The sequence below is a fragment of the Amycolatopsis sp. 195334CR genome, assembly GCF_017309385.1.
Lineage (GTDB): Bacteria > Actinomycetota > Actinomycetes > Mycobacteriales > Pseudonocardiaceae > Amycolatopsis.
The window spans coordinates 759,099-783,909 of record NZ_JAFJMJ010000003.1 but is presented as its reverse complement, the minus strand read 5'-3'; the positions used below and the strand labels follow the sequence as shown (position 1 = coordinate 783,909).

Here is a 24,811-nt window from a genome sequence, read left to right as displayed (position 1 = left end):
ACTTGCTAGGGTGAGGGCATGCGCCGGGACGCCCAGCTGAACCGCGAGAAGCTCATCGAGTCGGCTCGCGCCCTCTTCGCCGAGCGCGGGCTGAACGTGGCGCTGGAGGAGGTCGCGCGCCGGGCGGGGGTCAGCATCGGCACGCTGTACAACCGGTTCCCGACCAGGGAGGACCTGTGCGTGGCGGTGTTCGCCGACCGGGTCGAGACGGTCGCGCGCTCGGCCGAGAACGCGTTGTCCATGCCGGACGCGTGGGCCGGGTTCACCCTGTTCCTCGAGCAGATGTGCCTGCTGCAGGCGGCCGATCGCGGGTTCAACGACCTGGCCGCGCGCGGGCTGCCGCAGGCGGATCCGCGGCGCGGCTACGAGCTGATGTCCGAACTGGTCGACCGCGCGCGCCGGGAAGGCGTGCTGCGCGAGGACTTCACCACCGAGGACCTGGCCTTCGTCACCTGGTCGATCACCAGGACCATCGAGGCCACCGCGGCGGTCAACCCGGAGCTGTGGCGGCGGCACCTGGCGATGATCTGCGACGGCCTGCGTGCCGAGGCCGCGCACCCGTTGCCCGAGCCGCCGTTGAGCCCGGAGCAGCTCGCCGGGCTCATGCGCGGGGAGTGCTGAGCGCGTCCAGGAAGGCGGTCGCCGCCGGGCTCAACCCGGCCCGGCTCCACACCAGGTACTCGACCCGGCCGGGCGCGCCGAGCACCGGAACGGTGGCGACACCGGTGAGTTGCGGCGCGTAGGTCGACGGGAGCATGGCCACGCCGAGCCCCTGCCGGATGAGCTTGGCCATGAAGTCCGCCGCGGTCACCTCGAACGCGACTTCGCGGACCAGGCCGGCCGCGGCGAAGGCCTCGTCGGACTGCGCCCGGCCCGCCGTCCCGGCCGGGAAGTCCACAAAGGTCTCCTCGGCCAGTCGTGGTAAGTCCACTTCGGACGCTTCGGCCAGCGGGTGGTCGGGCGCGGTCACCGCGACGAGGTGGTCGCGGGCCAGTTCGCGGGAGTTCACCCCGTGCGGGCGCGCGGTGGTCGGCAGGCCGAGGAAGGCGACTTCGAGGCTGCCGTCCTTCACCGCGTCGACGAGTTCCTCGCTGGCGCCGGACCGGAGGCCGACGCGCACCTGGGGGTAGCGGCGGTGGAATTCGCGCAGTGCCACCGGGATGTCCACCGCGGCCACGGTCGGGATGGCGCCGACGGTGAGCCTGCCGCGCACCTCGCCGATCGCCGCCGCGACTTCGGCGACGGCCCGGTCGGCGGCGTCGAGGCACTGCCGCGCCGCCGGGAGGAACGCGGCGCCCGCGGCGGTCAGCCGCACCCGGCGGCTGGTGCGGTCGAACAGCTTCGCGCCCAGTTCGCGTTCCAGCCGGGCGATCTGGTGGCTGAGCGCGGACTGGGCGACGAAGCAGCGCTCGGCGCCGCGGGTGAAGCTGTTCGTTTCGGCGACGGCGAGCACGTACCGCAGGTGCTGGAGTTCCACCGATCTATCTTCCACCACGATCGATCCGGTGACAAACATGTATTGGACTCATGAACGCAGGTCAGCCACGGTGAGCAGGTGACTTCTTCGAGCACCTTCTCCCGGACCGCGCTGACCGCCCTCGCGCCCGCCGTGTGGGGCACCACCTACGTCGTGACCACGGAACTGCTGCCCTCGGGCCACCCGCTGTTCGCGGGCCTGATGCGCGCGCTGCCCGCCGGGCTGATCGCGCTGGCGCTCACCCGGACGCTGCCGCGCGGCGTCTGGTGGTGGCGGGCGGCGGCGCTCGGGGTGCTCAACATCGGCCTGTTCTTCCCGTTGCTGTTCACCGCCGCCGAACGGCTGCCCGGCGGGGTCGCGGCGACCCTGGGCGCCGGGCAGCCGCTGGTGGTCGCCCTGCTGGCGGTCGGCGTGCTGCACGAACGGCCGTCGGCGGCCCGGTTCGCCTGGGGGCTGGCCGGGATGGCCGGGGTCGGGCTGGTGGTGCTCGGCCCGGCCGCCGGGTTCGACGCCGTGGGCGTGCTCGGCGGGCTCGGCGGGGCGTTCGCGATGGCGCTGGGCGTCACGCTGACCAAGCGCTGGGGTCGTCCGGCCGGGGTCGGCCCGACCGCGTTCGCCGGCTGGCAGCTGACCGCGGGCGGGCTGTTCCTGGTGCCGGTCACGTTCGTGCTCGAAGGCGCACCGCCGGCGATCGACCTGCCCGCCGCGGCCGGGTACGCCTGGCTCGGGCTGGTCGGCGGGCTGCTGGCCTACGTGCTGTGGTTCCGCGGCATCAGCCTGCTGCCGGTCACCTCGGTCGCCGTGCTGGGCCTGCTCTCGCCGATGGTCGCCGCCCTGCTCGGCGCCCTGGTGCTCGGCCAGGACCTCGGCCCGGTGCAGCTGGCCGGTTTCGCACTCGCGCTCACCGCGATGGTGGCCGGCCAGCTGCCCCCGCGAACGACTCAGCCGCTCGCGCCGAACCAGGTGGTCAGCGCTTCCCGCAGTGCTTCGGCCTCGCCCGCCACCCAGGCGAGGTGACCGTCCGGGCGGATCAGCAGCGCGTCGGCCGGGCTGTCGTCCGCCTTCGCGGTGACCACGTCGACCCGGCCACGGGCGATCTCGCGGAGGTCGTCGCGACCGGCGAGATCGAGCAGGACCGGCCGCGCCGGGCGCAGGAGCTCCGCGACGCTGGTGGTCCCCTCATCGGTGTGCAGGACGAGATCCGGCGCGAAGGTCCCGGTCAGCGCGTGCCCGTCGGCGGTCGGGTAGCGGAGATCCGCCCCGGCGACCAGCGCGCCGAGCCGGCGGGCGGGCTGCTCGTCGGCGAGCAGTTCCTGGAAGACCGCCCGCAGGGCCTCGGCGGCGGGGTCCTGACCGCGCCTCAGCGCCACCTGGGCCTGCGTCTGCAGCAGGGCGCGGGCCCCGGCGTAGTGGCGTTCGGCGTGGTAGGTGTCCAGCAGGCCGTCCGGGGCCCAGCCCTGGACCCCGCCGGCCAGCTTCCAGGCGAGGTTGACCGAATCCAGCATGCCCGCGTTGAGCGCCACGCCGGTGGCGGGCAGGAGGTGCGCCGCGTCGCCCGCGAGGAACACCCGCCCGTCGCGGTACCGCTCGGCCTGTCGTGCCTGGAACTGGTAACGCGACAAGCGGGTCACTTCGCCGAGCGGGAGGTCCGCGCCCAGCACGCGTCGGATGCTCTCCCGCATTTCCTCCAGCAGCAACGGTTCGTCGTTGTCCACTTCGGATGGATCCAGCTCGGTGGTCTGCATCATCAGCACGCCCGGCGTGAGCGAGCCGACCGCGAACACCCCGTGGTCGGTGTTCGTGTACCCCGCGCGGACCCGGATGCCGGGAGCTTCGAGATCGCCGTTCTCCAGCACGGTCACCGACTCGTGCACGCGGACCTCGGCGATCCGGTTGACCTCCGGGTACGTGGTGCCGGGAAAGCCGATCCCGGCCAGGGCGCGGATCCGGCTGCGCCCGCCGTCGCAGCCCACCAGGTAGCGCGCGGTCACCTCGTACGTCCCAGCCGGACCACGCACCTCGGCGGTCACCGCGTCCTCGTCCTGGCGCAGCGCGACGACTTCGTGCCCGCGGCGGATCTCGGCGCCGAGTTCGACGGCGCGCTCGGCGAGCAACGCCTCCAGGCGGTGCTGCCGCAGCGGCAGCGCGCCCAGCGGCGGGTCGGCCAGGCGCGTCAGGTCCAGGTGCACCCCGCCGTACGGGAACCGCGGCGGCGGCACCGGATCGGTGGTCGCCGCCTCGAACCGGTCCAGGATCCCGCGGTAGCGCAGCAGGTGCAGGATTTGCCCGCTGAGGCCGTGTGCCTTCTGGGTGTGCCGCGGTCGCGGCTGCCGCTCCAGCACCAGCGGCCGCACCCCGGCCAGGCGCAGTTCCGCGGCCAGCATCAGCCCGGCCGGGCCGGCGCCCACGACGATCACGTCGGAGTCGTTCACTCAGGTTCTCCCGTTTTTCCGCGGATTTTTCGCTTCGGCGGAGGATTTTGCGGCAAGCCCGGGGTCTTGCCGCAAGCCCCGGGGTGCGCTATAAATTGGATACCGGAGAGAGATCAGTGTCGTTTTTGGACGAACCACTTCCGGATCCCCCACACCGCCGCCCCGCCCAGCGCGACCAGCAGCACCGGCAGCAGGGTGAGCGTCCACGGCCACGCCGGTCCGTCGAGGACCAGGCCGTCGGCGGGCAGTTCCAACACCTTCGCCGTCCACCGCGCGGTCGCCACGTCGGTGGTGCCGGCGAGGTCGCGCACGGTGGCTTCGTAGGCGAATCCCGGTTGGCGGTGCACGTATTCCGGCGCCGGGCCGTCGGCGACCGGCACGTCCTGGGCGGCGGCACCGGGCACCAGCAGGCGGTCCAGCCGGGGCGCGGCGGCGGTCAGGTCGTCGCGCGGCAGGAAGGTCAGCCCGTGCCGCGAGCGGATCGGGCCGCCGTCCTCGGTCAGCGCCAGCGTCCGGGCGGCCAGCGACTGGCCGCCGTGCACGTCGAACACCGAGGCCAGCTCGATCTCGCCGGTGCCGTCGGTGAGCAGCACGCCGATCTCCGGCGGGTTCCAGGTGAACCCCGCGTTGATGATCGCGACCGGGTCCGGCATCCCGGCTTCGGGCGTCACCGGCGGATCGGCGTACCCCCAGCCGACCGCCGCCGCGGCGGCACGGGCGGCCTCCGGGCCCACCAGCCGCCCGATCACGTGCAGCGTGCCGTCCACCCCGGACAGGATCCCGGCGGTGGAGACGATGTCGCCGTCGTCGACGAAGCGCTGTCCCCGCACCCAGTTCACGGCCGGGTAGTCGCTTTCGAACTCGCCGATCCGCAGCCAGTGCGAGGTGGCGGGCCGCCCGTCGAGCAGTCCCGCCGAGGCGAGCACGCCCGACCCGTTGCACACGCTCAGCAGTTGTGCGCCACCGGCGGCCTGCGTGCGCAGCCACTCGGTGACCGGGGCGGTGCTGGGCTCACCGACGTCGGGCAGCGCGGGCACCACGACCAGATCGGCGGCGGGTGTCCTGGCGGCGAGTTCGGCGAAGGTGAGGTCGGGCACGAGGTCGAGGCCACCGGTCAACGTCAGCGGGCGGCGCTGCGACGCCACCGTGTAGAGGTTGAACCGCCCGGTGGCGGCGAGAACTTCGTACGGCGCAAGCACATCCGAGACCACGGCGCCGTGGTCGCCGACGACGACCACGGCGGTGGGCTTGCTGGGGTCGTGGGGGAGCGGGGCCGCCGCCGGGACGCCCCGCTCCGGGCCGGGGGCGTAGAGCGCGCCGAACGCCGACAGGGCCGAAACGGTCGCCCCGGCGGCCGGGACCAGCAGGACGGCGACGACCACGGCGAGCACGCCGAGGCCGCGCTTGAGGAAGGTGCGCACGGCGTCAGTGCCAGTACTCGGCGCGGCGCCACACCATGGCGGCCAGCATCAGCGGGAACATGATCACGTGCCCGGCGACCATCACCACCGATCCGGACAGCACGCCGAACCAGTACGGCACCAGCAGCACGAGGAACGGCAGGAACATCACCGCGGCCATCTCCCAGATCCGCGGCCACGAGTGCCGCCGGATCGCCATCCACAGCACCATCGGCACGGTCATGTCGAAGGCCATCACCAACGCGGCCACGTCCGGTCTGGCCACCCACGCCTCGGGCCACAACGGGCCCAGCGCGAACATGCCGACCAGCATGGCGACGACCATTTCCAGGTAGTGCGCGGCGAAGCGGACGAACTTGCGGGTGGTGCTCCGGCCGGGCGCGGCGGTAGTCATCACGGGGACCTCCGGTTCTCGGTGAACTGTCGCCGTCGAGAATCGCCGTTCCGGGCCCCGTTGCCAGGTGCCGGAGGTCATGGATGGGGGTCATGCCGCGGCATGACCTCAGAGCAGGCCGAGCGCGCGGGCACGCAGGGCGGCCTGGGTGCGGTCGCGGGCGCCCAGCTTGGCGAGCACGTTGGTCACGTGGTTCTTCACCGTGCCCTCGGCGAGGAACACGGACGCGGCGATCTCGCGGTTGCTGTGGCCGTCGGCCAGCAGGCGCAGCACTTCCAGCTCACGGTCCGACAGCGGCACGACCAGCGGCTGCGGCCGTGGTTCCGGGTCGGCGTCGGGCAGCTGGGCGAACCGGGCCACCACCTTCGCCGCGACCGACGGCTGCAGCACCGACTCCCCGCGGGCCGCGGCCAGCACCGCCTCCACCAGCCGCGCCGAGGACACGTCCTTGAGCAGGTAACCGACCGCGCCGGCCCGCAGCGCGGCGAACACGTCCTCGTCGTCGTCGAACGTGGTCAGCGCGATGACCTGCACGTTCGCGTGTTCGGCCCGCAGCCGCCGGGTGGCCGCGACCCCGTCAAGCACGGGCATGCGCAGGTCCATCAGCACGACGTCGGGTTCGAGTCCGGCGACCCGGCGCAGCGCCTCCTCGCCGTTGCCCGCCTCGCCGACCACCTCGATGTCGTCGCGAATGGCCAGCAGGGTCGCCAGCGCTTCGCGGAAGAGCGCCTGATCGTCCACGAGCACCACGCGGACCACGCTCATTCCGGTACCTCCATGCTCAGTTCGCTGCCCTTCCCGTTGGCGGGCTCGAAGCTCAGCCGCCCGCCGAGGCCCGCCGCCCGCTCGCGCAGTCCCAGCAGGCCGAAGCCCGGCGTCCGCCCGTCCACCACCCCGGTCCCGTCGTCGTGGACGGCCAGGCGGACCTTGCCGTCGGTGAAGTCCAGCGCGAGCTCGGCGCGGGTGGCGGCGGCGTGCTTGCGGACGTTGGTCAGGCCCTCCTGGGCGGTCCGGTAGAGCGCCTCGCGGGCTTCGTCGGACAACGGCCGTTCGGTACCGGAAATCGTGACCCCGGTGGGCACCCCGGCCGCGGAGGTTTCCTCGGCCAGCGCGCTCAGCGCCTCGGGCAGCGGTGGGATCGACCGCGGCTCGCGCAGGGAACTGACCGACCGGCGGACGTCGGCCAGCGCGGCCTCGGCCTGTTCCTGCGCCTTCTCGAGCACGGCGTCGGCTTTGGCGGCGTCGGCGCGCAACACCGCCCGCGCGGCCTTCACCTGCATCTGCACCACGGTCAGCGAATGCCCCAGTCCGTCGTGGATGTCGCGGGCCACGCGGTTGCGTTCCTGGGCGGTGGCAAGGCGTTCGGCCTGCGCGGCGTAGTCGCGCAGCTGCTCGTGCGCCGCGGCGAGTTCGCGGCGCGTCCGCTGCTCGCGTTGCAGCAGTTCGGTGATGACCGCGGCGAACAGCACCGAGGCGAACAGGCCGATGCCCTCGCGCAGCGCGTCGTGCCAGGCCATGCCGACGTGCGCCATCGGCACGAGCAGGAGCACCAGCGCGGTGCCGGGGCGGGGGAGCAGCAGCACGCACTGGCTCACCAGCACCACGAAGAAGAGCGTGCCGCCGACCCCCGGATCGAAGACGAACACCGCGTAGGCCAGCGGAAGCTGGACCGCGACGTAGGCGATCGACCAGCCGAGCCGCTCGCGCCGTCGCACCCAGAGGAACCCGGCCGTGCCGAGGGCGGTGAACACCGCGCCGAGCGGGATCGCCCACAGGGGCTCACGCGAAGCGAGCGCGCCGATCACCAGCGTGAGGTACGCACCGCCGGTCAGCACCGCGAGAGCCCGGTTCATGGGGCAACTCTGGGCTTTCCGGCGGCCCCGGTCAACGGAGAACGGGCGGCTTCCTCGGTTCGGCCCGGTGGAACAGCCACGCGGAACCGAGGAACAGCACCACGAAGAACCCGTTGAGGCCGACCAGTTCGACGATCGAGGTGGCCGGGGACTGGTGCTTCCCGGCCAGGAGCGCGATCACGGTGACCAGTGCCTGCGCGACCGCGGTGGCGATCAGCGCGCGAGCCATGCCCGCCGCCTGGAACCGCGCGACGAACGCCCCGGCGGCACCGACCGCGAGCACGCCGAAGTACATCAGGTCGGCGTTGTCGCCTTCGGTCCCGATGAGGCCGACCGCGCCCATGCCCCACAACAGGATCAACGCGGCCGCGAGTGCGACGCCGACGGCCGAGCGGTAGGCGTTCTTCTGCTTCTTCATCGCTTCCTCCAGGGTGGGGAACCGGTCCTGGAGGTGTTGTCCCCGCCAGGAAAGGTCTGCGGGCAGGCCACGGACCATCCGCGACAGCAGGCCGAGCGCGATCCGGGTGCTGGATTTCCGGCCGGCGTGTTCGTGCGCGAGGTGGTCGTGCAGATCGGCGTCGAGCTCGCCGATCCGCCGCTCGGCGATCGGGGCCGGGAGGTCGCGGGTGTAGAACCGCACCCAGCGGGCCACCAGCGCGGCCACGCGGTCGGGGTTCACGCCAGCCCCGGTGCGATGCGCGTCACGGGCTGGGCGGCCCGCTCGGCGGCGGCTCGCGCGGCCACCTGGGCGCCCCGCTGGGTGAGTTCGTACAGCCGGCGGCGCGGACGGCCCTCGGCGGCGTCCGCGTCCTCCCATTCGGAGGTCAGCAGGCCGAACTCCTCCAGCCTGCCGAGGGCTTTGTAGAGCGTCCCGTGGCCCGTCAGCGAGGACGAGCCGCGTTGTTCGCGCATGGTCTGGGCCAGCGCGAACCCGTGGAAGGTGTGGTGTCCGTCGCGTTGCGCGCCCAGTGCGGCCTCGAGGATCTCGCTCTCGAGCGGCAGCAGGGTCCCCGGCTTCCGGCGTGGCATGGGGGCAACTATAGGAAGATATCTTCCGATAAGTCAACGACAGTCGGGAATGGACATGACGCGGGCCACATTCGGGGGTCTGGCAGGTGATCCTGGTCGCGAAAAGCACAACGGCCCGTCGACGAACTGCGCCGACGGGCCGTTGATTCGCTAAGCTGGGCGGTGGGCGATACTGGGATCGAACCAGTGACCTCTTCGGTGTGAACGAAGCGCTCTCCCGCTGAGCTAATCGCCCCGCTTGCGGTGTGTGAACACAGTAGCGCACCCCCCGCGGGGGCCCGCGCACCGGGGTCCCGTTAGCCGGAACCCCGCCCGGCCAAACGGGTGGTTCCGGATCGCCACGTTCCGCTCACTGGCCGACACGGAGCGAACAACAACGTGGTAGCGGTGGCCCTGCGCGGGTGGCGGCGGCCGGGTGACTTCCGACATTCGCGCGACAGCGCTATCGCGGCGGGATCAAACCGAGCAGTATGGACCCGTGGGAGATCAGCCAGGGCGCGTGCGGCGGCCCGGAGGCCAGGGGTGATGATGGAGTGAGCGGTCGTCGTGATGACCCCGTACGGGTGATCTTCGGCAAAACCGCGAGCGACACGGCGCCCAGGTACGTCTCAACGTCGCGACTCGGTCAACCTGGACCGGGAGAGGAGTGAAGGGTAGGACGATGCGAAACGATCACGTGACGCTCCGCTCGACCGCGGTCTTCGACCTGCTGGCCCCGCGGACGCCCGCAGTCCCCGTCAAGGTGGAGCTGCGCTACGACACTCGCGACCCGTACGCGGTCGTCGCCGCGTTCCGGACCGGCCGCGCCGGTTGGGTCGAGTGGGTGTACGCACGTGACCTGCTCGCCGACGGCCTGCTCGCCGACGCCGGCGACGGCGATGTCCGGATCCGCCCGTCGGTGGAGGATCCCGAGTCCGTGCTGATCGAGCTGAACTCGCCGTCGGGGCACGCCATGTTCGAGGCGTCGGCCCAGGAGCTGGCGGACTTCCTCGACCGCACGTACGACGTGGTGCTGCCCGGCAACGAACACCTGTGGGTCGACGTCGACGACGCGCTGACCCACCTGATTCCGAATGATTTGAGCTGATCGCGCCTGTTCAGGGCGCTGGGCAACGTTGTGGCCACCCCCCTGTAACCGGGTGCGGGGGCATCGGCTAGAGTTCTTCACACACCGCGAGCGAGGGAAACCCCGAGCAAGCGGGGGAAATGCGGACGTAGCGCAGCTGGTAGCGCATCACCTTGCCAAGGTGAGGGTCGCGGGTTCGAGTCCCGTCGTCCGCTCGGAAGGCCTACTCGGGCCTGACACGGTGGAGTGGCCGAGAGGCGAGGCAACGGCCTGCAAAGCCGTGTACACGGGTTCGAATCCCGTCTCCACCTCGCGCGATTAGCTCAGCGGGAGAGCGCTTCCCTGACACGGAAGAGGTCACTGGTTCAATCCCAGTATCGCGCACCATCTGTTTTCGCAGGTCAAGGCCCTGTTCCTCCTCATGAGGGACGGGGCTTTACTTGCGCAATGGAGACGAAATGGAGACGGTCCGCAGGGCCGATTCCAGCTCTCCTACCGGCCTCGTCTGCCTTAAGTGGGGAAACCACTCGCCGAGCTTGGCCCGCTCGGTCGGGCGGAGGGCGTTGAGTGCGTTCAGCCAGCGTCGTTCGAGTGCCTGGATGACTGCCCGTTCCATTTCCGGGGTGATGTGGTCGTAGACGCGGGCTATGCCCTTCATCTTCTGCCCCAGCCTTGCTCGTCGGACGACTTCGGGGATGTTGTCTTCGATGAGCCAGGTGGCGTGGCTGTGACGTCCCTCATGGAAGGTGAACTCCGGCAAGATCGCCGGGACAACTTGCCGGTCGCCATCCTCGAGTCCATCCCAGACGGGCCGCCAGTGCCGGTTGCGGAAGTTCGACCGCCGCCACGGTTTGCCCTCGGGCGTGCACAGCACGAACGGATGCGGGTGGCTGTCCATCAGTTCCTCGTAGAACACTGCGATACTCGGCGGCAGATCCACCCATCGGGTCCCGGCTGGTGTCTTGGTCCGGCCCTTCTTTCCCTTGCCGCGCCGACGTCCTGGCCGCGCGGGGGAGGGGTGTGACGTTGCTCCACCGGATTGCGCGGCGAGGCTGCCGCCCTTGAACACTTTCCCGCTCACCTCCTTGAGCGGCGCACAGATCCGGATCCGACGGCGTTCCGAGTCGTACTCGTGGCGCTGCTGCCCGACCAGCTCACCCCAACGGGCGCCGGTGTAGCCGTCGAGCAGGCAGAGGGTGAACCCGCCGAGGCCGAGCCCGCGCTCGTAGAGCCGCATCGCGGCCCGCAGGATCTGCACTGGGCTGGCGACTACGAGCCGTTCCTCCTCGTAGTCGCCGGAGCCGACGCGCACGCCTCGACAGGGGTTGCCGGGGATGATCTTCGCCCGGTCAGCGGCGACGCCCATGATGGTGGAGAACAGCGCGAAGTATGAGGCCACGGAGGATTCGGCGTAGTTCTCGTCCAGCTTGGACAGCCACTTCTCGATCTCGGCGTAGTCGTGGTAGATCACGACCATCGGCCACCCCTTCCACTTCGGTAGCAGCTGGTTGTCCAGGTAGGACCGGTACTTCACCACGGTCGTTGGTTCCAGCCGTGGTTTCACCGCGGCGAACCACTCCTCGGCGAAGACGTCGAACGGCTTCTCCCCCTCGCGCGGGTCCCTCCACACGCTGCGCCGGATCTGGTCTTCCTGCTCGTCACCCCAATCTTCTGCTGCTTCTTTCGTGGGAAACCCTGATTTGCTGCCCCAGGTGCCGTTGGGCAGTTTGAATCGGCACCTCCACAACGGCGGTTCCCTGACTATCAGCTCGCCGTAGGCCATTTCTTCTCCTTCCAGTTGTCGGGGATGCGGGATGCGCATCGGGCGTGACGCACCATCTCGGCGACGTCGTCGCGGCTGAACCGGTAGTGCTTGCCGAACCTGCGGTGCGGAAACACCCGGGCCGCCGCCTGATCCTTCAACGTGCGCGGTGACAAGCCGAGCAACTTGCCGACCTGCTCCGCGGTGAGCAACGCGTCCGGATCCCGCTGCGCGGCGACGGCCAGGGTGTGGACCGCTTCGGCGAGCTGCCGCACCGCCGTGGGCAGATCCGAAGCCTGGGTGCTGGTGGGATCGTCCACAGTTCCTCCTTCCTTGCCGTTTTCCTTGGCCGCGCCGACTTCGAGCGGGCCCGGAAGAGTAGTCGGAGAAGTGCTCGGCCCGGAGGCCCCCGATCGGGTGGGCCCGGCCGCACCGCCGGTCACCCTGCCGACCTACCGCTGGTAGAGCCCAGGCCGAGCCGCCGCAATCCGATCTCGTGAAACTCAGGATTCAGGTCGATACCGACGTAGGAACGGCCGAGTTGCCGGGCGGCGATTCCGGTGGTGGCGGCGCCGCTGAACGGGTCGAGCACGGTGCCGCCTTCGGGGCAGCCGGCGGTGATGCAGCGCAGCGGCAGATCGATCGGGAAGGCGGCGAAGTGCGCTTCCCGGAGCGGGCGGGTGGTGATGGACCAGACATCGCCGGGGTTCCTGCCCCGCGGGTTTCCCGCGGTGTGCCGGGTCCCGGTGGGCCGCATCGCCTGGCCATGCCGCTTGCCGGAGAAGGGTGCGATGCGGGCGTACTTGCCGTCCACGTCGCCATCGACCCGGCGTGCGGAGGCGGGTGGACGGGCGAGTGGTTCCCGGATCGGGTCGAGGTTGAAGAAGTAGTGCTGCTGCTTGGCCAACATGAACACCATTTCGTACCGGGTGGACACGCGGTCGTGTACCGGTTCGGGCATGGCGTTGGGTTTGTGCCAGACGATGGCGCTGCGCAGAATCCACCCGTCGTCTTGCAGCGCGAACGCCACACGCCAGGGCATGCCGACGAGGTTCTTGCGCGGGAGAGCCCGAGTTCGCCGCACCCCTGCACGGCGAACGGATTCCCGCAGCGGCGCCGCCGCGGAAGAACCGGCCAAGGTGCTCGCCCGCATCCCGCCAGCCGTGCGCCCCGGGGGATCGGCGGCATAGGAATCGCCCAGGTTCAACCACACTGTGCCGGTGCCGACCAGGACCCGCGACAACTCGTTGAACACGGCCCGCAGGCGGTCGACGTACTCCTGCGGGGTGGATTCCAGACCGTGTTGCTGGTCTGCGCGCCGTGCTCCGCAACGGCGGCATCGAGCGGAGGGCCCAAGCCGGGCGTCGGCGAGGTGCGCGCAGGCCGGGGCACCACCGCTCCAGCGGGCGGTGCCGTAGTCACGTAAGCCCCAGTACGGAGGGCTGGTGACCACGCAGTCGACAGAGCCGTCGGGCAGGCCGGCCAGGACGGTGGCGGCGTCACCAGTGAACAGCGTAACGCCATGATCGTCGAAGTGAACTTGAGACACGACAAGAACTCCTTAAATCGGGGCGTGATGACGAGGAAATCGGCCGCGCGGACGCGTGCAGGTCGTGACCCGCGGGAGAACTGTGCGGCGGACCAACGATGAGCAGCTGTGCGGTGCTGGACACGGTTCGGCACCAACAAAGGGGCCGTACCGTCGCGCCCGCGCCCGAGACTGGGTGCGTGAGGCCAATGGCTGACTGGCGTGCGCCACGTTCGGCGTAGTCGGCCCACGGGATAGTGGTGGAGTCATCGAGGCCTTCCGCACGGTCGTCGACGTGTATCGCGAAATCACTCCAAGAGGCCGCTCACCGGCCCGTATTTCGACACCAACGATCGCCTACTTGCGCAACATCGCGTTCGTCAGCTGACAACACCGCACTCATGGCCACCAGTAAGCCACAAGACCAATTGTGAGACATCACTTGGGCCGATGACGGCCCCAACGAAGGCTGGCAAGGAACTCCCCACGCGAACCACCACCTTCGAGACTCGAACGGGTCTCGAACTGCTCACCTCACACGGGCACCGTTTGCACGGTCATCGGCATGTGCGGACGTCGAGGATGGAGGAGGCAGACTGAGCGACGATGGCGGGGCGATGCGTTCTGGCGCGGGCCGTGTGCGTGTTGCTCACGTCGACATCTCGCCGACTCTGGTGCCCTCCAGCAGGTGGATCGGCAGGTAATCCGACTCGACCTCGATGGTCACCCCCGCGTCGTGGGCGAGGCAGGCGATGGCGAGTGGTCCTAGCGCGACGAAGCCCTCGGGGTCCCGTACCCGTTCTTCTTCGGCGGTCCAGTATCGCTTGTGCAGATCCAGCGCGTTGGCGAGTGAGTCGTTGAACCCGGCATTTTCGCGCTGTGTAAAGCGATAGAACAGTTCCATCGGCGGGTAGTACTGCTGCAGGACGGGAGCGGCCTGGAAGCGGTGCAGCCCCTCGGGGTCGGTGCCGCTCATCGCCTCCAGCACGGTGTCGATCAGGTTCTCTTCGCCGCGCCAATGGATCTGGAGAGCGTGCACCCAGGAATAGAGAAATTCGTCGTACTCGTAGCTGGACTCGCGGAGCAGGTTCAACGAAATGCCCGCCAACAAGTCGAGCCGCGGGCGGTCGCGGCAGATCATGGCCAAGTAGAGCGCGGTCAGCCAGTTCACGGCGTTGCTGTCGGTGGTCGGACCGGTGGCCTGCCGCCGGATCGTCTCGTCGCCGAACCGGAACTCGACGTCCCCGCCGGTGCTGCTCGCAGCCTGGAAGAGCGCGGTGGACGATTGCATCGCCCGGACCAGCGCGTACCAGGTGTCAGACCGGGCCACCCTCGGGTCGCTCGCGCAGCGGTTACCGAACTCGGCCATGGATCGAGACATCGCGAAACCTGGACCGAGCGGAATCTCTTCCAGGTCCTCACGCACCTCGTGGGCGCGTGCGCCGAGAAGCTCGACGGTCTCCTCGGCGTTGGGCACATCAACGTCATGCCGAGCGATAGTGCGCACGAAATGTCACTCTCTTGCAGGTCTTACCTACTGGGGCGAGCACGTCGAGGTTGGGGTAGTCGGTTGTGGGACACAGACGCGCAATGTGTCGTGAGGTCTTTCCGTTGCGATCATGCCAGGTGCGGGTTCGCCGCTCCGCAACGCGCCCCGAAGCGGGCGTCAGCGGACCAGTAGTGGAGCCAGTCCGAGTTGCTCCTGTCTGGGCGTTGCCAAGGAATCCGCCGATCCTGCAAGGTTCGTGCCGGCGTGGTCGACGGCAAGCGCCCAACCCGGGGTTGTCCCGAGTCTCCAGTGTGATTCCGTACCGATGCTCCCAGTCGTCATCGCACTGTCCGGCGAACCAGCGCTCGAGAAAACGACAGCTGATCAACACCTTCGGCAGATTTGACCCTGCCTGGCCAGCGACGCGGTGATCACCTGGACCCACACATGATCAACTACATGCTTGATCAGCCGATCAGCACCCACCTCGACTTACGAGACGTCACTTAGGAGGTGTAGGCCCGTGATCCGCCCGTTCGGGAGCTGGGTTCACACCGACGGGGCAGGTCACAGATGGCTTCTGCCGGGCCTGCCCCGTCACGGCACCGTTCGGCGTCAGTGCCCAAGGTCGCACGTTCCGAAGTGTTTGTTGTCCCAGTGGCGGCGTAGTTCGGCGAGCCGGTGTCGATCGGTTACGGTGACGCGCTCACCGTGTTTGTCGGCGAGCCGTTCGATCAGGTCGAGGTTTTCCAACTTTCGCAGGGGCTTGCGCAGTACCTGTGAGGCGTAGTTTCCGATCTGGCGGTCCGTGGTGACTTTGCCTGCCTTGGTCGCCAGCAGGTCCGGGGTTCGCTGTGATTCTTCGCCGTTGTGGATGTTGCGGTGCTCGTGGACGGCCAGGGCCAGGGTGAGCAGTGAGCTGCGCAGCCCGTCGATGATGGTGTCTCGGCGCACGGCCCGTACGCGATCGCGGGCTCTGTCCAGGAAGGGGCGCAGGATTTCGTCGAACCCGGCGGCCCGTTGACGCCAGGTTATGAAAGCGTTCCGTTTCTCGGTGAACTCGTCGTCGCTGATCCGGCCGGCGTCGCGGTCGACCTCGGCCTGGCGGAGGGTGTCGCGCTGGTCGATCCGGGCGTGGGTGGCGCGGGCCTCGATGGGGCGCAGGACACGGTAGGTCTGGGTGGCGCGGTCGTCGGCGAGTAGCGCCGCCCTGTCCGTGCGGCACGATCGGCGCAACGCTTCCCGGACGTACTGGATGGCACCGTCGTCGTCATCGGCTGCGTAGGGCAGAGGCCATCCAGCGGATCACCAACGAGAACACGACCCTCAAGCAACGCGTCCGCCAGCTCATCACCGACAACCGCACCTTGGAGGAGCGCCTCACGGCCGCCCGCTCGAACCTGCGCTTCCACGACCGCCGAGTCGTCGACTTGGAGGCGAGGCTCGTCGATCCGACGACGATGACTTGACCGTGACGTTCCATTTCGCCTGAACCTGCGGCCCGGCTACCGAACCCGGTGGCCGGGCCGCTTCGCGAGATCACGGTCGGCGTCCACGTGAACGTGCTCAGCCAGGTGCGAGTGAAAGTGCTCAGTCGGTGAGGCTCGGGGTTTGCGGGCTCGGTGTGGCGTCGTGGCGTTGCTGCCACGTGGCCCGGGTGATGTCGTACTCGACTTCGCCTTGCTCCGCGCCGGGCACTGGGTCGTCGTAGGTCCCGGCAGAGATGAACGCTCGAACGAAGGAGAGCCCGGCGGCAGCCATGGTTGCCCGTGAGGCGGTGTTGACGGCCATGGTCTGGGCGAAGATGCGGTTGAGTCCCAGGTCAGTGAAGCCGTAGCGGATGAGTTCCTTCGCGCCCTCGCTGGCATACCCGCAGCGCCACCGGCGACGTAACAGCCGATAGCCCAGGTCGGCCTCCCCTGCGATGTCGGGCTGGTCCGGCCCATGCGGTGGTTGCAGAATCCACCAACCGACGAAGCCATCCTCGGCGAATCCGACCCAGAAGCCCAAGCCGGACACCTTATGCGCGGCAGCACGCCGACGGTGATGTGCTCGCTCGACCTCGGCGCGGGTGAGGGCCCGGCCGGTGAGGTAACGCATCACCTCGGGATCGGAATCCAGCTCGGTCTCCAACTCGAGGTGCTCATCAGTCAGCGGCACGAGCGTCAGCCGCCGAGTACGCAACGTAGGCTGGGTCACCCGTCGATCTTCCCAGCGTAGGCAAGCGAATAAGCCCACGACCACGAGCGACAGCGACGGGAACCCGCGGCTGAGAAGCCAGTTGGAGCCCCCAGCAACTGGGCATGTTCACCCGTACACACTTGAGCACTTAGGTCAATCCGCCGACAGGTCACGCCAACGGGCGACCGTGATCAGAGCCAGGCGTCGTGACGGACATGAATGCGCCGCCACGCACCTGTCACGGTCCGCCGCTTAGCCCGTTCGCCCGCGGACCGCTCGTCCGTGGCGCTGCCCGGGCCGTCGCTTGCCCGGGCGGCGCCACGGTCCTGTTCTTACCTGAGCTGCGCGCCAGCCCGCGTCGCGTTGCCGGCGCCAGCGGGGCAAGTCGCCGACGTCAACGTGCCGTAGGGGACCCAGTTCCCGTACTGGATGGTTCCGTTCTGGCACTCGACCATCGCTCGGAACTGCGTGGTCCCGGGAGGGCCGCTGTAGCAGCGGACGAGGCCCGTGGCACCGCTGATGAACGCCTCACAGTCGGCCGCCGCGGCGCTGCTCTCCCCGGCCGGCGCCACCCATGTGCGCTGGCTGGTGACGTCGCCCGCTTCCTGTGCGGCCGCCGCGGCCGGAAACGACAGGCCGAGTGCGACAAAACACCCGGCGGCGGCAATGGTGGCTCTGCGAAGGTTGAACATGATTCCCCAGACATGATTGTGGGATGACCGCCCGCTAATGCGATGGCCGAATTCGGATGCTACAGACGTGATTGGGTGAGTGGAAGCGTCAACGGCGAAAAGGTCACCCGGTGGCGCCATTTTCAAGCAGGCCTGAAACCCTCCTCTATTCCTTGACGGCACCGTGGCGGCGCTGCTTTCCTGCTCTAGGCGCCGAAGCTGGTGAAGATTCCAACCACTGCCACCGCTCGAGAAGAAGGCGGCGATCACATGCGCAGAGCAGCGTTGACACTCAGTATCATCACGGCAAGCATGTCACTTTTCTTCGGGCACGCGGCCGCTTCGACAGCAGCGGTTCCCACGTGCGACCCCGCAGAGCTGTGCATTTGGACCAAGGTCAACTTCGAAGGCCCCCGATTCGACTACCCTCCGCCGAATCGTGAGCTTTTCTGCGTGAACATCATTCCCGCTCTGTCCGGCTGGAACAAAACCGATCTGAACCTGGTGGTGAACTCGGGGTTCTGCGAGAATCCGCAGACCGGGCATGTGCACCACAGTAGTTCGCTGAAGAATTACCCGTTCGTCGTGCACAGCATTTCGTACTGTGCGCGGTGTTGACCCGGCAATTTGCGGTTTTCCCACTGGAGAGGTTGAAGCGCATGCGCAAGATTTCCGGCATGACCGCCGGGCTGCTCATCCTGGCGAGCGGGCTCTTCGGAACCGGTATAGCGCAAGCCGAAGCGGCCGACGCGAAGCAAACCCGCGAGCTTATCGCCGCGGGTTACGTGCTGGTGGAACAGGTCCCGCTGTTCGAGATGCGGATCAACCTCTGGAAACTGGAGGACTCCGGTCAGTACCACGGTCAGATCACCTCGTCCTCCCAGGGCGACTATGTTTACCTGCAGGGAGGTGGCTGCCCGGGCGGCGCGACCTGCCACCATTCGTGGGTCCAACCCGGACAGAACTCCGCCAGCACGCTTCCGGTCAACGGCGCAGTGGATGCTTGCGGAAGGTACAACCACGGCGGAATCAACACGATGAGCTGCACGTGTGTCATCTGCTTCATGGACAAGCCGGGGACGAACGGCACGAAGGATGAAGCCCGGTCCACGCGCCGCCAAGGGGCGGCCGCCTGAACCGTGAGAAACCGAATGGTGCACCGTGCCGGCGAAAGTCGGCACGGTGCACTTCGCTGTCAGTCGGGCGCGGACGGCAGGCCCAGCCACGACAGCACCAGCGGATCCTCACCGAGATCCCGTTCGGTGCCTGCGGCCACGCCGGACGGCCATCCCGCGTCGCGCCATGCCTTGTACAACAGTCTATTGAGGCCGGGGAACTCGTAGACACCGCGCAACGCCACCACACAGCGCATTGCCAGCGCGGCGCACTCCACGATCAATGCGGGCAGCGGCAACGAGCTCGCCCGCTGTGACGTCGCTGAGGCTCGCCGCGGTCCTGCCCACGCGCGTCAGGTCGGCAGCATGGTGGCCGGGTCCATCGTCATCAGGCAGGAGCCCTCCGACGGCACCGCGCCGTCCAGTGCCTCGCTCACCGCCCCCCAGAAATGTGGGATAGCCGCGAGAACCCGGGGCGCAGCATGATCGGCGTACGCGATGGAGGTGCTGGGATGAGAACGTGGCACATCGGCTTGCGGGTGGCCGAGCTCGGGCGGTCGCTGGCGTTCTACACGGCGGTCGGCTACGACGTCAACCCGGTCGAGGTCGGCACCGACGTGAGTCACTTCGTCGTGCAGGTCGAGTCGATGGCCGACACGCTCGCCGCGCTGGCCGGCCACGGGATCGAGCCGATCACCCCGGCGGCATGACCGCCGCCGACTGGTCAGGGGAAGGGGATTGAGGATGGCCAGGACACCACTGCGGTTGTACATGTCCGTGTCGGTCGACGGGTACATCGCCGGGCCGGATGACCGGCCGGGCCAGGAGCTCGGCCGCGGCGGAGGCCGGTTGTTCAACTGGCTCGACGACCGGATGGCCGAGGGGGTCAACGGGCAGGTGTACGCCGAGGCCGCGTCGACCGGCGCCGTGATATCGGGGCGCCGCACGTTCGAGCTGGCCGGTCGATGGCAGGGCGACCACCATGACGGCGTGCCGATCCACGTGCTCACCCACCACATCGACCCGGCCGACGAGCCACCGGGCAGCGCGAAGTACTACACCGACGTCGACGCGTGTGCCACCGAGGCCAGGGAAGCGGCGGGGGATCGCGCCGTGCTGGTCCACGGCGCGAGTGCGGCGCGGGCACTGCTGGCAGCCGGGCAGCTCGACGAACTCGAACTGCACCTCGTCCCGGTGCTGCTGGGCGACGGACGCCGGCTGTTCGAGCCGGGCGGACACGGCCAGGTCGAACTGGAGCTCGTGCGCCGGCTCGAAGGGCGCAACGCCACGCATCTGCGTTACCGCGTAGTCCGTTGAGGAAGCTCGTGCCCGTTCCAGGGCTCAGTGGGGTGTGCCGTAGCCGCCGCCTCCGCCGGATTCGCAGCGCAGAACGTCACCGCGGTGGACGCGGAGGCTGTTGACCTTCAGCATTTCCCGCGCGTCCGCGGTGCCGGGGTTGAGCACCACGCGCGGTGGTGTGCCGGCTTCGCCGCCGAACAGGCCCCAAGCGGGGGTCACCGAGCGTTCCCACCACAGCGAGAGGTCCTGGTCAGCCTCCATCACGTACTCGCGGATCACACCGTCGCCGCCGCGCCAGCGGCCCGCGCCGCCGGAGCCGGTGCGGATGCGGTATTCGTTGACCCGTACCGGATACAAGGTCTCCACGACTTCGATCGGCAGGTCGCGCAGCGAGCCGTTGACGTTGTTGATCAGCGCGGTTTCGCCGTCGCCGCCTTCCCATGCGCCCCAGCCGCCGACGGTGGCTTCCAGCGTCACGAACGGTTCACCGGTGCGCGGGTGGTCGCCGGCGAACTGCACGATCATCGAGTCGCCGTAGCTGGCCGCGGCGACCTCGTCGGGCATGGCGGGTGCGAGCGCGGCCACGACGAGGTCGATGAGCATGCCGAGGCTGGAGTAGTAGTACTGGCACGCGGCCGGTTCCCGGGCGCCCAGCATCGATCCGTCGCGCACGTGGACGTCCAGCGGGGCGAACGAGCCGCCGTTGAGGCTGACCTGTGGGGAGATCAGCAGTTTGTAGCCCACCCGGGCCGCGGACACCGCTTGGGCGCGGCCGCAGTTGACCGGTCCGGTGGCCTGGTCGGCGCAGTCGGTGAGGTCGATGGTCATCGACTCACCGTCGACGACCACGCGCACGCGCACCTTCAGCGGTGTGTCCGGGTCGATCGCGTCGTTGTCCAGGTACCCGGTCGCCTCGTACTCGCCGTCCGGGATCGCCGCGATCCGGGCGCGTTCCAGCCGTTCGGTCTGGGCGAAGATCTGCTCGCGCGCGGCGTCGACGGTTTCCGCGCCGTAGCGGGCGAACAACTCGCCGAGGCGCTGCACGCCCATGCGGGAACAGGCGATCTGGGCGCGCATGTCGCCGAGCGTCACGTACGGGAACCGCACGTTCGTCTCGATCAGCCGCAGGATGTCGGCGCACTCCACGCCACCGGCGACGATCCGGGTCGGCCCCATCCGGAGCCCTTCCTGGTAGATGTTCGTGGAATCCATCGAGCCGCCGGGATCCTTGGAACCCATGTCGATCCAGTGCGCGCGGGAGGTGGCGAAGCCGACCAGGTCGTCGCCGACGAAGATCGGCGCGTAGACCGTGCAGTCGTTGAGGTGCGTGCCGCCGATGTAGGAGTCGTTGAGCACCCAGACATCGCCGGGCTGCCAGATTTCCGGGCCGAACAGGTCCTCGGTGTGGCGGGTGCAGACCTCCAGGTTGCCGAGGAAGATCGGCAGCCCGGAGGACTGGCCGAGCACGCGGTGGTGGCGGTCCAGCAGCGCGACCGCGCAGTCCTTGCCCTCGTAGATCGTCGGCGTGTACGACGAGCGGATCAGGGTCATGTTCATGTCCTCGGCGGCCTGGATCAGCGCCGAGCGGATGATTTCGGTGGTGACGGGGCTGATGCTCACGCGGGGTTCTCCTGCAGGTGGTCGGCGGCTTCGAGGGTGATGATCAGGAAGCCGTGCTCGTCGACGGCGAGTCCGGCGTCCGGCGGGACGACGGTGGTGGCGGTTTCCTCGTGCACGATGGCGGGGCCGGCGAGCCGGCTGCCCGGCGCGAGCGCGGCGCGCGCGACGATCGTGGTGGGCACGGCCTTCCCGGCGAAGACGACGTCGCGGGTGACCGGAGCCGGCCGTTCGGGTGCCACGCCGGCCGTTGCCGCGGCGCGGTCGACGACGCCGTGGCCGGTGGTGCGCAACGCGACGAACTGCACCGGCGCACCCGGGGTGGCGTGCCCGTAGCGCTGGTGGTGGAGGTCGGCGAAGCGTGCCTCGACGACGGGCAGGAAATCCGGGCTGTCGACCGGATCGGTGTCCAGGATCGGCACGGTCAGCGTGTAGTCCTGGCTTTCGTACCGCATGTCGACACCGTGCGTCACCGACCGGCGATCATCCGGGATTCCCTGGTCCCGCAAGGCTTCCAGGGCCTGGTCGCGCAGCGAGTCGAGCGCCGTCCGCAGGGCGCGGGGGTCGAGTTCGGTGCCGTTGGCGAAGAACTGCAGGGTGAAGTCCCGCCGGACATCGGCTTCGAGCATGCCCCAGGCGGAGAACGCGCCGGGGAACCGCGGCACGATCACCTCGGTGATGCCGATTTCCCTGGCGATGAACGCCGCGTGCATCGGCCCGGCGCCACCGAACGCGAGCAGGGCGAACTGCCCGGGCTCGCGGCCGTGTTCGACGGTCAGGGTGCGGATCGCCTGCGCCATCTTGGCGTTGCCGACGTCGCAGATGCCCGACGCCAGCTCGACCGGGTCCAGGCCCAGCTGCCCGGCCAGCGCCGCGACGGCGGTGTGGGCCGCGTCGAGGTCGAGCGCCATGCCGCCGGCGAAGGAGCCCGGGTCGACCCGGCCGAGTACGCAATTCGCGTCGGTGACCGTGGCCTTGGTGCCGCCGCGGCCGTAGCACGCGGGGCCGGGCACGGCGCCCGCCGACTCCGGGCCGACGCGCAGCGCGTCGCCCTCGGCGTAGGCGAGTGAACCGCCGCCCGCGCCGATCGTGTGCAGGTTGACCAGCGGCATCAGCAGGGGGAAGCCCTCCGCTTCGCCGTCCGGCGAGACGTCGGCCGCGGAGTCGAGCACCAGGGAGACGTCGAACGACGTCCCGCCCATGTCCACGCAGATGAGGTCGGGGCGGCCGAGCAGCTTCGCCGCCGCGACGCCGCCCATGGTGCCGCCGACCGGGCCGGACAGCAGGGTCTGCAGCGGGTGCCGCCGGGCGAACCCGGCGTTGACCAGCCCGCCGGAGGACTGCATGACGTGCACCGGGACGTGCAGGCCCTTCTCGGTGAACCGCCCTTCGATGCGGTCCAGGTAGCGGTGCACCGACGGGCCGGTGTACGCCTCCAGCACGGCCGTCGACGTGCGCTCGTACTCCCGCCACTCGGGTGCGACCTCATGGGAAAGCACAACCAGCACCTCGTCGCCGAGCTCGGCGCGCAGGATCTCACCGGCCCGGCGCTCGTGTCCGGAATCCAAGTAGGAGAACAGGAAACACACCGCGACGGCTTCGAAGCCCTCTTCTCGCACCCGTTTCGCGACCAGCCGCACGGCATCCTCGTCCAGCGGTTCGCGTTCGGCGCCGGTGGCATCGAGCCTGCCCGCGACCTCCGCGACCGCGTCCGGCCCGACGAGCGGCACGGGCTTGCGGTAGTGCAGGTCGAACAACCGGTTCCGGTTGCCGCGCGCGATCCGGTAGACGTCGCCGATCCCCTGCGTGGTCAGGATCAGGACCTTCGCGCCGCGTCGTTCGAGCAACGCGTTCAGCCCCTGCGTGGTGCCGTGCACGAAGAACTCGATCTCCGCGAACGGCAGGTCGAACGCCTCCAGCGCCCCGAAGACACCGCGCGCGAGGTCGTCGGGCGTGGTGAGCACCTTGCCCGCCCGCAGGCGTTGCCCCGCACCGTCGTGGACGACCACGTCGGTGAAGGTGCCGCCGATGTCCATGGCGACCCGGTAGGTCATAGCAACTCCTTGTCAGACAACGAAAATCAGGTCAGGTGAGCGCGCGGCCTTCGGTCTCCGGCAGCGGCAGGACGGCGAGCAGCGCGATGACGAGGAACGCCATGATCGAGGCGATGGTCAGCGAGGACGCCACGCCGTGGTCCATCATTGCGCCGATCACCGGCACCGACACGGTGTTGGCCAGCAGGATCGCCGAGGTGGACCAGGAGTAGCCCACGCCGCGCAGCGCGGTCGGCAGCACCTCGGCCGACCAGGTGTTCCAGATGCCCCAGGCACCGAGCGAGAAGAACGCGAGGATCAGGTTTCCCACGTACAGCTGCGTGGAACCGGTGGCGAGGCCGAACAGCACGCCGCCGATCGCCGAGGCGAACGCGAAGAGCAGGAAGATCCGCTTGCGCCCGTGGCGGTGGGTCAGCCACGCGGCGAGCAGGTACCCGGGCACGGACACGACCTGCGTCACCGCGACGAACCACAACGCACCGGACACGCTGAGCCCGCGGTTCTGCAGCAGGACCGGCAGCCAGGTCTGCAACCCCCAGTAGCCCCAGCTGAAGGTGAACGAGGTGAGCAGCAGCGGCAGGAACCGCCGCCGCACGGGCGACCGGAACAGGTTGCGCACCAGGCCCGCCTTGCGGTCGGTGTCCCCGGTGGAAAACGTCGTGTCCGCCGGGATGTCCGCGCCGAAGCCGCGCAGGACCGCGGCCGCTTCGGCGTGCCGGCCGCGCTGGGCCAGCCAGTACGGCGACTCGGGCACCCAGCGCCGTACGGCGAAGGCCCACAGCCCGGCCAGCGCGGCGACCACGGCGACCGCGCGCCAGCTGATCGTGCCGAGCGACTGGCTCACGCCGATGCACAGCAGCGTGCCGACGGGGAAACCGATGCTGAGCGCGACGGCGCCCTGGCCGCGGCGGTTGGTCGGCAGCAGTTCGAGGAAGTACGGGAACGTGACCGCGTAGACACCGCCGAACGCGACGCCGGAGAGGAACCGCAGCGCGACGAACAGCCAGAACGCGGGGGAGAGCCCGGCGGCCAGCGCGAGCACCGCGTACACCAGCAGGCTGGTGACCGCCACGCGGCGGCGGCCGAGCCGGTCGATCAGTCCGCCCCACAGCAGCGCGCCGGGCACCATGCCGAACGCGACGGCGGACAGTGCCCAGCCCAGTTCCGTGTTGCCGACGCCGAATTCTTCGGCGATCCCGGTCGAGACGTAGACCAGCCCGACCTGTTCCCACGCCTCGACGACGAAGGCGAGGAACAGCACCGAGCCGACGAGCCAGTGCCGGCGGGTCAGCCGCATACCGGTGCAGACCTCGCCGACCGTCGGCGACGGGGCAGCGGTGGGCGGCGTGGGGTGGTCCGGGGCGGCCATGGCGCCTCCTATCAGCATCAAAACGTTTTGATGAGGTGCGCGACATCAAACCCG

27 protein-coding genes and 4 tRNA genes are annotated in these 24,811 nt (G+C 69.4%); 10 read left to right on the top strand and 21 right to left on the bottom strand.

Annotated elements, in window-relative coordinates; translation table 11 throughout:
* The first annotated feature begins 18 nt into the window (after positions 1-18).
* Positions 19-621 (top strand): TetR/AcrR family transcriptional regulator, encoded by a 603-nt coding sequence (locus JYK18_RS40765; protein ID WP_206809263.1) that lies wholly within the window; start codon positions 19-21, stop codon positions 619-621.
* Here JYK18_RS40765 and JYK18_RS40760 read toward each other — a convergent pair.
* Positions 602-1,477 carry a LysR family transcriptional regulator gene (locus JYK18_RS40760; protein WP_206809262.1) on the bottom strand — a complete coding sequence of 292 codons (876 nt, stop codon included), beginning with the start codon at positions 1,475-1,477 and terminating at the stop codon, positions 602-604. The two genes, JYK18_RS40765 and JYK18_RS40760, sit on opposite strands and share 20 nt — an antisense overlap.
* 78 nt (positions 1,478-1,555) lie before the next feature.
* On the opposite strand from JYK18_RS40760, the gene JYK18_RS40755 reads away from it, so the two are divergent.
* Positions 1,556-2,494: an EamA family transporter gene (locus JYK18_RS40755; protein ID WP_206809261.1), complete on the top strand. Its 939-nt coding sequence runs from the start codon at positions 1,556-1,558 to the stop codon at positions 2,492-2,494.
* Here the strand turns inward: JYK18_RS40755 and JYK18_RS40750 are convergent.
* The 8 genes from JYK18_RS40750 to JYK18_RS40715 all read right to left on the bottom strand — a co-directional run bounded on the left by JYK18_RS40750 (position 2,419) and on the right by JYK18_RS40715 (position 8,841).
* Complete coding sequence (locus tag JYK18_RS40750; protein ID WP_206809260.1) at positions 2,419-3,909, bottom strand: FAD-dependent oxidoreductase; 1,491 nt, start codon at positions 3,907-3,909, stop codon at positions 2,419-2,421. The genes JYK18_RS40755 and JYK18_RS40750 overlap by 76 nt on opposite strands.
* 113 nt (positions 3,910-4,022) lie before the next feature.
* Positions 4,023-5,330, bottom strand: coding sequence for a DJ-1/PfpI family protein (locus JYK18_RS40745; protein WP_206809259.1), 1,308 nt, complete (start codon positions 5,328-5,330; stop codon positions 4,023-4,025).
* 4 nt (positions 5,331-5,334) lie between these two features.
* A complete protein-coding gene (locus tag JYK18_RS40740; RefSeq protein WP_206809258.1) occupies positions 5,335-5,724 on the bottom strand; it encodes a hypothetical protein in 390 nt (129 codons plus the stop codon).
* Positions 5,725-5,832: 108 nt separating this feature from the next.
* A complete protein-coding gene (locus JYK18_RS40735) occupies positions 5,833-6,489 on the bottom strand; it encodes a response regulator transcription factor (RefSeq protein WP_206809256.1) in 657 nt (218 codons plus the stop codon).
* Entirely contained in the window at positions 6,486-7,577 is a 1,092-nt protein-coding gene (locus JYK18_RS40730) for a sensor histidine kinase (protein WP_206809254.1), read from the bottom strand. Before JYK18_RS40730 ends, JYK18_RS40735 begins: the two co-directional genes overlap by 4 nt.
* A 31-nt stretch (positions 7,578-7,608) precedes the next feature.
* Positions 7,609-8,256 (bottom strand): hypothetical protein, encoded by a 648-nt coding sequence (locus JYK18_RS40725; protein WP_206809253.1) that lies wholly within the window; start codon positions 8,254-8,256, stop codon positions 7,609-7,611.
* Positions 8,253-8,606 carry a PadR family transcriptional regulator gene (locus JYK18_RS40720; RefSeq protein WP_206809252.1) on the bottom strand — a complete coding sequence of 118 codons (354 nt, stop codon included), beginning with the start codon at positions 8,604-8,606 and terminating at the stop codon, positions 8,253-8,255. The genes JYK18_RS40725 and JYK18_RS40720 overlap by 4 nt, the downstream gene beginning before the upstream one ends.
* 163 nt (positions 8,607-8,769) lie before the next feature.
* Positions 8,770-8,841 (bottom strand) — tRNA-Val (locus JYK18_RS40715).
* 426 nt (positions 8,842-9,267) lie between these two features.
* Here JYK18_RS40715 and JYK18_RS40710 point away from each other — a divergent pair.
* The 4 genes from JYK18_RS40710 (at position 9,268) to JYK18_RS40695 (ending at position 10,059) form a co-directional block, all read left to right on the top strand.
* The gene (locus JYK18_RS40710) at positions 9,268-9,693 is read left to right on the top strand and encodes an SsgA family sporulation/cell division regulator (protein WP_020672550.1); all 426 of its coding nucleotides are present in this window, start codon (positions 9,268-9,270) and stop codon (positions 9,691-9,693) included.
* A 121-nt stretch (positions 9,694-9,814) separates the two neighbouring features.
* Positions 9,815-9,887: transfer RNA gene (locus JYK18_RS40705), tRNA-Gly, on the top strand.
* Positions 9,888-9,912: 25 nt separating this feature from the next.
* Positions 9,913-9,983: transfer RNA gene (locus JYK18_RS40700), tRNA-Cys, on the top strand.
* Between the two features lies 1 nt (position 9,984).
* A tRNA-Val gene (locus JYK18_RS40695) sits at positions 9,985-10,059 on the top strand.
* A 49-nt stretch (positions 10,060-10,108) separates the two neighbouring features.
* Here JYK18_RS40695 and JYK18_RS40690 read toward each other — a convergent pair.
* The 8 genes from JYK18_RS40690 to JYK18_RS40655 form a co-directional block, all read right to left on the bottom strand.
* Positions 10,109-11,455 carry a tyrosine-type recombinase/integrase family protein gene (locus JYK18_RS40690; protein ID WP_206809251.1) on the bottom strand — a complete coding sequence of 449 codons (1,347 nt, stop codon included), beginning with the start codon at positions 11,453-11,455 and terminating at the stop codon, positions 10,109-10,111.
* Positions 11,437-11,754, bottom strand: coding sequence for a helix-turn-helix domain-containing protein (locus JYK18_RS40685; RefSeq protein ID WP_206809250.1), 318 nt, complete (start codon positions 11,752-11,754; stop codon positions 11,437-11,439). The genes JYK18_RS40690 and JYK18_RS40685 overlap by 19 nt, the downstream gene beginning before the upstream one ends.
* Positions 11,755-11,873: 119 nt before the next feature.
* Entirely contained in the window at positions 11,874-12,983 is a 1,110-nt protein-coding gene (locus tag JYK18_RS40680; RefSeq protein ID WP_206809249.1) for a site-specific DNA-methyltransferase, read from the bottom strand.
* A 628-nt stretch (positions 12,984-13,611) separates the two neighbouring features.
* A complete protein-coding gene (locus JYK18_RS40675) occupies positions 13,612-14,469 on the bottom strand; it encodes an immunity 49 family protein (RefSeq protein ID WP_206809248.1) in 858 nt (285 codons plus the stop codon).
* Positions 14,447-14,842, bottom strand: a complete 396-nt coding sequence (locus tag JYK18_RS48365; RefSeq protein ID WP_206809247.1) for an Imm53 family immunity protein — start codon at positions 14,840-14,842, stop codon at positions 14,447-14,449. Before JYK18_RS48365 ends, JYK18_RS40675 begins: the two co-directional genes overlap by 23 nt.
* A gap of 224 nt (positions 14,843-15,066) precedes the next feature.
* Complete coding sequence (locus tag JYK18_RS40665) at positions 15,067-15,687, bottom strand: hypothetical protein (RefSeq protein ID WP_206809245.1); 621 nt, start codon at positions 15,685-15,687, stop codon at positions 15,067-15,069.
* A 354-nt stretch (positions 15,688-16,041) separates the two neighbouring features.
* Positions 16,042-16,650, bottom strand: coding sequence for a GNAT family N-acetyltransferase (locus JYK18_RS40660; protein WP_307796283.1), 609 nt, complete (start codon positions 16,648-16,650; stop codon positions 16,042-16,044).
* Between the two features lie 314 nt (positions 16,651-16,964).
* Positions 16,965-17,324 carry a hypothetical protein gene (locus JYK18_RS40655; protein WP_206809243.1) on the bottom strand — a complete coding sequence of 120 codons (360 nt, stop codon included), beginning with the start codon at positions 17,322-17,324 and terminating at the stop codon, positions 16,965-16,967.
* Between the two features lie 201 nt (positions 17,325-17,525).
* On the opposite strand from JYK18_RS40655, the gene JYK18_RS40650 reads away from it, so the two are divergent.
* Positions 17,526-17,921: a peptidase inhibitor family I36 protein gene (locus tag JYK18_RS40650; RefSeq protein WP_206809242.1), complete on the top strand. Its 396-nt coding sequence runs from the start codon at positions 17,526-17,528 to the stop codon at positions 17,919-17,921.
* Positions 17,922-17,962: 41 nt separating this feature from the next.
* The gene (locus JYK18_RS40645; protein WP_206809240.1) at positions 17,963-18,439 is read left to right on the top strand and encodes a hypothetical protein; all 477 of its coding nucleotides are present in this window, start codon (positions 17,963-17,965) and stop codon (positions 18,437-18,439) included.
* Positions 18,440-18,498: 59 nt separating this feature from the next.
* Here JYK18_RS40645 and JYK18_RS40640 read toward each other — a convergent pair whose 3' ends face one another.
* Positions 18,499-18,717 (bottom strand): hypothetical protein, encoded by a 219-nt coding sequence (locus tag JYK18_RS40640; RefSeq protein ID WP_206809238.1) that lies wholly within the window; start codon positions 18,715-18,717, stop codon positions 18,499-18,501.
* 213 nt (positions 18,718-18,930) lie between these two features.
* Here JYK18_RS40640 and JYK18_RS40635 point away from each other — a divergent pair, with 213 nt between their 5' ends.
* Together JYK18_RS40635 and JYK18_RS40630 are read left to right on the top strand one after the other, a co-directional pair.
* The gene (locus JYK18_RS40635) at positions 18,931-19,128 is read left to right on the top strand and encodes a hypothetical protein (protein WP_242583990.1); all 198 of its coding nucleotides are present in this window, start codon (positions 18,931-18,933) and stop codon (positions 19,126-19,128) included.
* Positions 19,129-19,162: 34 nt separating this feature from the next.
* Positions 19,163-19,735, top strand: coding sequence for a dihydrofolate reductase family protein (locus tag JYK18_RS40630; RefSeq protein ID WP_206809236.1), 573 nt, complete (start codon positions 19,163-19,165; stop codon positions 19,733-19,735).
* A 24-nt stretch (positions 19,736-19,759) separates the two neighbouring features.
* Here the strand turns inward: JYK18_RS40630 and JYK18_RS40625 are convergent, their stop codons facing one another.
* Genes JYK18_RS40625 through JYK18_RS40615 form a run of 3 tightly spaced genes read right to left on the bottom strand, consistent with a single transcriptional unit; the run spans position 19,760 to position 24,757 of the window.
* Positions 19,760-21,337, bottom strand: a complete 1,578-nt coding sequence (locus JYK18_RS40625) for a hydantoinase B/oxoprolinase family protein (protein ID WP_206809235.1) — start codon at positions 21,335-21,337, stop codon at positions 19,760-19,762.
* Positions 21,334-23,388 carry a hydantoinase/oxoprolinase family protein gene (locus tag JYK18_RS40620; protein WP_206809233.1) on the bottom strand — a complete coding sequence of 685 codons (2,055 nt, stop codon included), beginning with the start codon at positions 23,386-23,388 and terminating at the stop codon, positions 21,334-21,336. Before JYK18_RS40620 ends, JYK18_RS40625 begins: the two co-directional genes overlap by 4 nt.
* A gap of 31 nt (positions 23,389-23,419) precedes the next feature.
* Positions 23,420-24,757, bottom strand: coding sequence for an MFS transporter (locus JYK18_RS40615; RefSeq protein WP_206809231.1), 1,338 nt, complete (start codon positions 24,755-24,757; stop codon positions 23,420-23,422).
* Between the last annotated feature and the right edge of the window lie 54 nt (positions 24,758-24,811).